Source organism: Polaromonas sp., from assembly GCF_030682935.1.
Lineage (GTDB): Bacteria > Pseudomonadota > Gammaproteobacteria > Burkholderiales > Burkholderiaceae_C > Polaromonas.
Window position 1 is genome coordinate 1 of record NZ_JAUXNA010000396.1, and the last position, 8,333, is coordinate 8,333.

The 8,333-nt window shown below is 64.9% G+C and carries 4 protein-coding genes and 2 pseudogenes; 3 read left to right on the forward strand and 3 right to left on the reverse strand.

Features of this window, described 5'->3' with window-relative positions:
• The 3 genes and pseudogenes from Q8K05_RS18405 to Q8K05_RS18415 all read left to right on the forward strand — a co-directional run.
• Positions 1 to 255 (forward strand): annotated as a pseudogene (locus Q8K05_RS18405) (lipoyl synthase); the annotation flags it as partial.
• An 83-nt stretch (positions 256 to 338) separates the two neighbouring features.
• Positions 339 to 3,806 (forward strand): DEAD/DEAH box helicase, encoded by a 3,468-nt coding sequence (locus tag Q8K05_RS18410; protein WP_305248132.1) that lies wholly within the window; start codon positions 339 to 341, stop codon positions 3,804 to 3,806.
• A 10-nt stretch (positions 3,807 to 3,816) separates the two neighbouring features.
• Complete coding sequence (locus Q8K05_RS18415) at positions 3,817 to 4,665, forward strand: DMT family transporter (RefSeq protein WP_305248134.1); 849 nt, start codon at positions 3,817 to 3,819, stop codon at positions 4,663 to 4,665.
• Positions 4,666 to 4,858: 193 nt separating this feature from the next.
• Here the strand turns inward: Q8K05_RS18415 and Q8K05_RS18420 are convergent, their stop codons facing one another.
• From Q8K05_RS18420 to Q8K05_RS18430, 3 genes and pseudogenes are all read right to left on the reverse strand, one after another.
• Positions 4,859 to 6,052: an EAL and HDOD domain-containing protein gene (locus Q8K05_RS18420; RefSeq protein ID WP_305248136.1), complete on the reverse strand. Its 1,194-nt coding sequence runs from the start codon at positions 6,050 to 6,052 to the stop codon at positions 4,859 to 4,861.
• Between the two features lie 315 nt (positions 6,053 to 6,367).
• Entirely contained in the window at positions 6,368 to 8,134 is a 1,767-nt protein-coding gene (gene ptsP / locus Q8K05_RS18425) for a phosphoenolpyruvate--protein phosphotransferase (protein WP_305248138.1), read from the reverse strand.
• A gap of 116 nt (positions 8,135 to 8,250) precedes the next feature.
• A pseudogene (locus Q8K05_RS18430) lies at positions 8,251 to 8,333 on the reverse strand (HPr family phosphocarrier protein); the annotation flags it as partial.

Sequence of the window (8,333 nt, forward strand, 5' to 3'; positions counted from 1 at the left end):
GACGAGGAAATCCTGCAGGTCATGCAGGACATGCGCGACCACGGCATCAACATGCTGACGATTGGCCAGTACCTGGCGCCCTCCACTTCCCACCTGCCGGTACGCCGCTATGTGCATCCGGACACCTTCAAGATGTTTGAAGCCAGGGCCTACGAGATGGGATTCAGCCATGCCGCTGTCGGCGCCATGGTGCGCTCCAGCTACCACGCCGACCAGCAGGCCGGGCATGTGCTGGCGGCGGGTTCGGGCACCTGACCGTCTTATTTTTACTACACTTTCAATAGCTACTCACGCCCATCAGACATGGGCTTAAGCCCGATTTTATGCACAACCCGCCCATGAACCCAGGCCCGTGGTTCAACCCCCATTCACTCGAACCAATGGCCGAGGCCGGTGCCTGGGCGCGCGGCCTGATGCTTTACCGCGACCAGAAAGTGCTGGATCTGCAGATCGAGCCCGAGGGCGAAGGCTGGCTGCTGCTCGGTGAAGTGCAGGGCAGCCAGCGCCAGCCTTACGAGCTGTCCATCGAAATGGCGCTGACGCCCCAGGGTGCGGTCGACTACTGGGACAGCCAGTGCAGCTGCCCGGTGGGCCACCAGTGCAAACACGGCGTGGCGCTGATGATCAAGGCGGCCTACCAGGGCCTGCAGATCATGGGCCGCAACGGGTCGCCCACCTTGGCGCGCACGCCGCCCAGCCCCGAGCAACTCGAAGCCGCCAGGCTGGACGCCCGGGCCCGCGCCGAGAACATCGCCCGGATGGAAGCCGAAGCCCAGTTGCTGCGGTGGTGCGAGGCGATGGACCTGGCCAGCGCGCCGTCCGCGCCCGCCACAGACGGTATGCACAAGCCAGGTCGCGCACCGCAGTATCTGTACCTGCTTGGCGTGATGGGCAGCCCCGGACCCAGGCCCCAGCTGAAGCTGGAGGCCGTGGTGTCTTCAGTCAAAGCCAACGGCGGCTGGACCAAGGGCAAAGCCATTCGCACGCCGCCCCGCCCGGGCCTGGCGGTGTACGACCAGGCCAGCGACGCCGACCGCTACGTGCTGCAACTGCTGCGGGCCATGCCCGACAGCGGCGGCCACTACTGGGCCTACAGCTTCAGCGCCAGCGTCTTGCTGGACGGTCAGGCGAGCCATGTGGCGCTTGAACAAGCCGCCAGCACCGGCCGCCTGTTTCTGGAAGACAGCAAAGGAAATGCCGGCGCCGCCCTGCAGTGGGGCCCACCCCAGGCGCTGGACTGGCACTGGCAGGAAATGCCCAGCCCGTACGCCGCAGAGTCCGGCTGGGCCTTGCGCGCCAGACTGGCACCGGCGGCACCAGGCACGCGCCTTGGCCCCGGCGCCATCCTGTGCCTGAACAGCCCGCCGCTGTACCTGGATGCCGAAAATGGCCTGTGCGGACCGGTGCAAACGCCCGGCATGGCGGACAGTCAGCTGGCGGTCCTGCTCAATGCCCCGCCACTCAAACCTTCTGCCCTGCAAAAGCACCAGGTCCACCTGATGCAGCGACTCGGGCCTTTGCCGCTGCCGCCCATGCTGCACAGCATCGCCAAACTGCAGGGCATCACGCCCCAGGCCTGCGTGCACCTGTCGCCCAACACGCCCCAGGATGCCCCCTACCGGGGATTGATTCAGGCGCAATTGCGCTTTGACTACCAGGGGCATCGCGGCTGGTGGGCGGGCCAGGGCCTGTCGGTGCTGATCGACGGACCCGAGGGCCGCATCTTGCTGCAGCGCGACGCCGAAGCTGAACTCGACGCCATCACCCGCCTGATGGACCTGGGACTGATGGCCACGGACGGCGGGCTGTTCGGCATTCCGGGCGACGTCTCGCAGCAAGACTGGCTGCACTGGGCCGACAACGACTTTTCAGTGCTGCGCGACGCCGGCTTTGTGGTCACGCTGGATGCGGCCCTGACGGACTGGATCACGCACGCAGACACCCTGGACGTGCAACTGCAGCCGCAGGGTGACGACGAGGCCACCTCTCCGTGGTTTGACCTGTCGCTGGGCATGGAAATCAACGGCCAGCGCCACAACATCCTGCCCTGGCTGCCCGACCTGATTGCGGCAGCGGCCACCAGCGCGCCGGACCCGGCCACCGGCCAGCCCCGCCTGCCGCCCTTTGTGTATTTGCGCGCGCCGGACGGCAGCGGCTTCATACGCCTGCCGACCGACGCGCTCAAGCCCTGGATGGCCGCGCTGCTGGAGTTGGTGGGCGACCGGGCCCATGATTTTTCGGGCGACAGCCTCAAGCTCTCGCGTCTGGACGCGCTGCGCACCGGTGCGGCGCTGGGCGAAGGCGCGGTGTGGGACGGCGCCCAGATGCTGACGGACCTGGTGCAGCAGCTCACCGGCCACGCCGGGTTGCCCGAAGTGCCCGTGCCGGCCGGCCTGGCCGCCAGCCTGCGCCCCTACCAGCAGCAGGGCCTGAACTGGCTGCAGTTTCTGCGCCAACACGGCCTGAGCGGCATTTTGGCCGACGACATGGGTCTGGGCAAAACCCTGCAGACATTGGCCCATGTGCTGGTCGAAAAACAGGCCGGGCGCCTGACCCACCCGGCCCTGATCGTCGCGCCCGTGAGCCTGATGGGCAACTGGCGACGCGAGGCCGAGCGCTTCACGCCCGGTCTGCGCACCCTGGTGCTGCACGGCAAGGAGCGCCACGAATCGGCCGACCAGATGGCCGCGCACGACCTGGTGATCGTGCCCTACTCGCTGCTGCAGCGCGACCGTGAGCGCTGGCTGGAGCAGCCCTGGCACCTGGTGGTACTGGACGAGGCGCAGAACATCAAAAACGCCAGCACCCATGCCGCGCAGGTGGTGAGCGCGCTGCAAGCGCAGCACCGTCTGTGCCTGTCGGGCACGCCGATGGAAAACCACCTGGGCGAGTTGTGGAGCCTGTTCCACTTCCTGATGCCCGGCTTTCTGGGCAGCCAGGCCCGCTTCAAGGACTTGTTTCGCAGCCCCATCGAAAAACAGGGGGATGTCGAGCGGCTGGCCCAATTGCGCCGCCGCATCACGCCCTTCATGCTGAGGCGCACCAAGCGCGAGGTAGCGACCGAGCTGCCCGACAAGATCGAGAGCATCTCCAGCATCGAGCTCACAGGCAAGCAGGCCGACCTGTACGAAACCATTCGACTGAGCACCGAAAAAGCGGTGCGCGATGCACTGGCCAGCAAGGGCCTGGCCAAGTCGCAGATCCAGATTCTGGACGCCCTGCTCAAGCTGCGCCAGGTGTGCTGCGACCCGCGCCTGCTGCCGCTGGCGTCGGCCAAAAAGGTCAAGCAGTCGGCCAAGCTGGAGCACCTGATGGAACTGCTGCCCGAAATGCTGGCCGAGGGCCGGCGCGTGCTGCTGTTCTCGTCGTTCACCAGCATGCTGTCGCTGATCGAGGACGAGCTCAAGGCGCGCGGCCTGCCGTGGGTCAAGCTCACCGGCCAGTCGCAAAAGCGCGACGAGATCATTGAGCGCTTCACCTCGGGCCAGGTGCCGCTATTCCTGATCAGCCTGAAAGCCGGCGGCGTGGGCCTGAACCTGCCGCAGGCCGACACCGTGATTCACTACGACCCGTGGTGGAACCCGGCCGCCGAAAACCAGGCCACCGACCGCGCCCACCGCATCGGGCAAAAAAACCAGGTCTTCGTCTACAAGCTGGTGGCCCAGGGCACGATTGAAGAGCGCATCCTGGCACTGCAGGAGCGCAAAGCCGCGCTGGCCGAGAGCATGTACAGCGGCTCGGTCGCGCGCAAGCAGCCGCTGTTCAGCGAGAGCGATGTGGCGGAGTTGCTGAAACCACTGGGCTAGCGCGACGCACATGCAAGCCAATTTATACGCGCTGGGCGCCATCACACTGTGGGCCGGTCTCGCCTCGCTCGGCGTGTCGCTGCAGCACATTCCGCCTTTTCTGCTGACCGGCGTGGCGCTGCTGCTGGGCAGCCTGCTGGCGCTGCCCTTTGTCCTCAAAGACAGGCGGCAATGGAAGATTCCGGGCAGTACCCTGGCGCTGGGCGTGTACGGGCTGTTTGGCTTTCACTTCCTGCTGTTCATCGCGCTGCGCCACGCGCCGCCGGTCGAGGCGAACCTGGTCAATTACCTGTGGCCGCTGTTCATGGTGGTGCTGGCGCCGCTGTTTCTGGCCGGCGTGCAGTTGCGCGCCCGGCATGTGGCGGCGGCACTGCTCGGGTTTGCCGGCGCGGCGATTGCCATCCTGGGCGCCAGCAACGGTGCTGCGGGCGGCGGCTGGTCATGGGGATTTGTGCCGGCGCTGGCGTCCGCTTTCATCTGGGCCAGCTATTCGCTGCTGACCCAGCGCGTCAAGCCGTTTCCAACGGCGGCGATCGGCCTGTTCGGGCTGGTGTCGGGCGTGCTGTCGCTGCTGTGCCACTGGGCGCTGGAGCCATCGGTGGCGTTGTCGGGGCAAGACTGGCTGCTGCTGGCCGTGATGGGACTGGGGCCGCTGGGTGGCGCATTTTTTCTGTGGGACAAAGCGCTCAAGCGGGGCGACGCCCGGCAGATCGGCGTGCTGAGCTACCTGACACCGCTGGGCTCGACGGCGCTCTTAATGCTGGTCAGCGGCCGCCCGCTGAGCTGGAGCATTGGCCTGGCGGCCTTGATGATCATGGGCGCGGCGGTGCTGGGCACACGCGGCGCTGGCCCTCGTTAAGCTTTGCGCGCTTCAGGCAGCATCCTGGCACGCACGCAGCACGGCCAAGTCTTGATGTCAGTGCGGGTGGACGGCAGACTCGAAAACTCCAGTTGGGCAAAAACCCGGTCGATCAAGCGCCCCTCCAATCACCCCCCTTGTTCGGGCTTCAGAAACAAAGTTGTTGCCGACAACAAATTTGTTTCATCGCCCATCAAAACTTGATGTTTTGCGCCCAGGCCAGCGCGGCGAGGTGGGCCTGGTTGACGCGCTCGGCATTCATGGAGAGGGCATCAGCCAGGGCTGCCGCGCCGCCATCCTCCCGCTCGCACGCCTCGGCCAGCGAGAGAAACGGCCCGAGCGCCCCTTCGCGCGAGCGCAGAGCCTGCGCGACCGCTTCCGGCAAGACCACCTGGCTGAACACCTCGTCGACCGGTATCCCCAATAGCTGGTCCAGCAGCGAAAAAGTGCCGACGACAAACAGGTTCTCGGCCTCGCTCTTGTGAAGCAGGCCCTGGCCCAGCAACTCGATGAATCGTCCGCGCACAATGGCAGCCTGCAGCAGGGCGGGAGAAAATCCTGATTTGCTGGTCATGGCCAGCAACAGCGACAGCCAGCGGAACAGTGGCTTGTAACCCAGCATCGATACGGCCTGACGCATGGACTCAATGTGGCCGTCCAGGCCAAACCTGGCGGAGTTCATGTGATGCAGCAGCTTCTCCGAAATCGCTGAATCCAGGTTCAGGATTTTCTCCAGATGGCGTATGTCCGCGTTGTCCTGGACCAACTGCATCAGTTGCAGGATCAGTATGGCTTGCGAGCTTGGTTTTTCGTCGGGATTCGGCTTGCGGGGCATGAAGCAGAGATTCCCAACAATTCCGTTCAAACCCATGAGGGCGCAGGCATCAAACTCCCGCCACCCCGGAAACCCGTCGACGACCACGGACAAGGGGGCTTTCCTGGTCTTGGCGAGTTTGACGATGGCCGCCTGTTCCGGATGCCCCGCGTTCAGCATCACATGGGTTACAAGCGGTAGCAGCGTTTCATCTTGCTCCAGACAGGCGAGGTCTGGGTCGCGCAGCGCCAGTCCAAAACCACGCGTGCGCAATGCGGCGGCCAGCGCAACATGATTTTCGTCCACCAGGTCGGCACGGTTCAACACCAGCACGGTTTTAGAAGGCGGCAGGATTTGCAGCGCCGCAGCGGACAGCATGGCGGGAACGGCATCCAGGAACAGAAAGCCCAAGCTGGAGCCAGGCACATGTTCGGCGACAAAGGCCAGGAGCTGGCGCAAGTCCGCCTCGTCGCTGCTTTCACCCTCTTTCTTTTGCCATGAAAGTTTGTAGCCGACGGCTTTTTGCTTCGGATCGAGCAGTGGCGCGCGCACGAGGTAATTGTTTTCAGGCATTCGGATCAGGGCCAGGTTGTTGGTAAAAGTTGTCTCCGGTCCATACAGCACTCTAAAAAGAAATTGGCGCCATTGAATCGAAAAACAGGCATGAAATCCCCACTCTGATTGCCAATCCAAAACACGAAACCTTGCCGGCGGCTGCGGTTCAGCCCGCCAGCAGCACAGGTACACCCGGGCCTGGTTCGGCATTGCACACCTCGGGGCGGCTGCCATGCGCCCGGGCCACGCTGCGAGCAGGCGCCCAGGCTACCAACGACGAGCGCGCCGCCAGCTATGCTTTTAGAAGCAGATCGAAGTTTACGTGCGAAGCGCTCAAGCCTGCAGCAATGCCGCCGGGTCCTCGCTGGCCAGCACTTCAGCGGCCCAGAGTGCGAGCTTGCCGGTGTCGGAGCGCAGCACCTGCTGCTTGACCGCCAGGATCTGTGACGGGTGCATCGAAAAGCTGCGCAGCCCCAGCCCCAGCAGCAAGCGCGTCATGCTCACGTCGCCCGCCATCTCGCCGCAGACACTCACCGCCTTGCCCTGGCGCTGGCATTCGGCAATCGTGTCGGCAATCAGGCGCAGCACGGCCGGGTGGCACGGGTCGTACAAATGCGCCACCAGCTCGTCCGCGCGGTCTATCGCCAGCGTGTACTGAATCAGGTCGTTGGTGCCTATAGACAAAAAGTCAAAGTACCTGAGGAACAGATTGACCGAGAGGGCTGCTGCCGGAATTTCAATCATGGCACCCAGCCGCACCGGGCCGTAGGCCAGGCCTTTTTTGTCCAGCTGCGCCCGCGCCTGGCCAATCAGCGCCAGCGTCTGGCGGATCTCGCTGCCATGAGCCAGCATCGGCACCAGCAGGTTGACATGGCCATGGGCAGCCGCCCGCAAGATGGCGCGCAGCTGCGTCAGGAACATCGGCGGGTCGGCCAGGCACCAGCGGATGGCGCGCAGCCCCAGCGCCGGATTAAGGTGACGGTCCTGCGCCTTGCCGGCGAGCTTGTCCAGCGGTTTGTCCGACCCGATGTCCACCGTACGAATGGTGACCGGCAGGCCCTGCATGCCTTCCACGGCTTTACGGTAGGCCAGGTACTGCTCGTTTTCATCGGGCAGTTTTCCGCTGCGGCCCATGAACAGGAATTCGCTCCGAAACAGCCCCACCCCCACGGCGCCGACCTTGACGGCGCCCAGCGTATCGTCGGGCATTTCGATGTTGGCCAGCAGCTCGATGGGCTGGCCATCAAGCGTCACCGCAAGTGTGTGCTTGAGCCGGTTCAGGCGCTCGCGCTCCAGTTCGCCCTGGCGCTGCTTGAAGCCGTACTCGGCCAGGATGATGGGCGACGGGTCCACAATCAGCACGCCGGCGTCGCCGTCAATGATGACCCAGTCATCCTGCTTGATCAGCTGACTGGCGCTGCGCGCGCCCACCACCGCTGGAATGTCCATGCTGCGCGCCACAATCGCCGTGTGCGAGGTCTTGCCGCCCACATCGGTGGCAAAACCGGCAAACAGGCTTCGCTTGAACTGCAGCATGTCGGCCGGGGAAATATCGTGCGCCACCAGCACCAGCGGCACATCCATGGTGTCGTCCAGCAACAGGTCCTGCGACTGCTTGCGGCTGCTGCCGGCCCGCACGGCAGCCTGCACCGGCGAGGCCACGCCCTTCATGTGGCGCAGGATGCGTTCGACCACCTGCGCCAGGTCGGCTTTGCGCTCGCGCAGGTACTCGTCTTCCATTTCGTCAAACTGGCGCGCAATGGTGTCGTACTGGGTGGTCAGCGCCCACTCGGCGTTGTAGTGGCGCCCGGCGATCCAGTGCTTGACGCCGCTGATCAGCTGCTCATCCTGCAGCAGCATCAGCTGCACATCCAGCAGGGCCGCGATTTCGTGCGGCGCATCCTTGGGCAGGTCGTGCTGCAAGCGCGTAATTTCTTCCATCACGGCGTCGCGGGAAACCCGGACCCGCGTGATTTCTTCCCGCACTTTCGAAGCGTCAATAAAGTAGTGCACCACATCGATGCGGCTGGAGGCCACGAGCACGGCGCGGCCAATCGCAATGCCGCGCGACACCGCCAGCCCATGAACCGAGAAGGTCATACGGTTTTACCGCCTGACGAGCGGACCAACGTGCGCCGCGCCGGGCCGCCCCAAGCGAAGTCCAGCCCCCTCGGGGGGCAGCGCAGCACACGCAGTGGCAAGCGTGGGGGCCATCCTCACTCTCCCTCGCCGAACTTGTCGGCGATCAGCGCCAGCAAAGCCTCCATCGCCGCCTGCTCGTCGGCGCCATTGGTTTCGA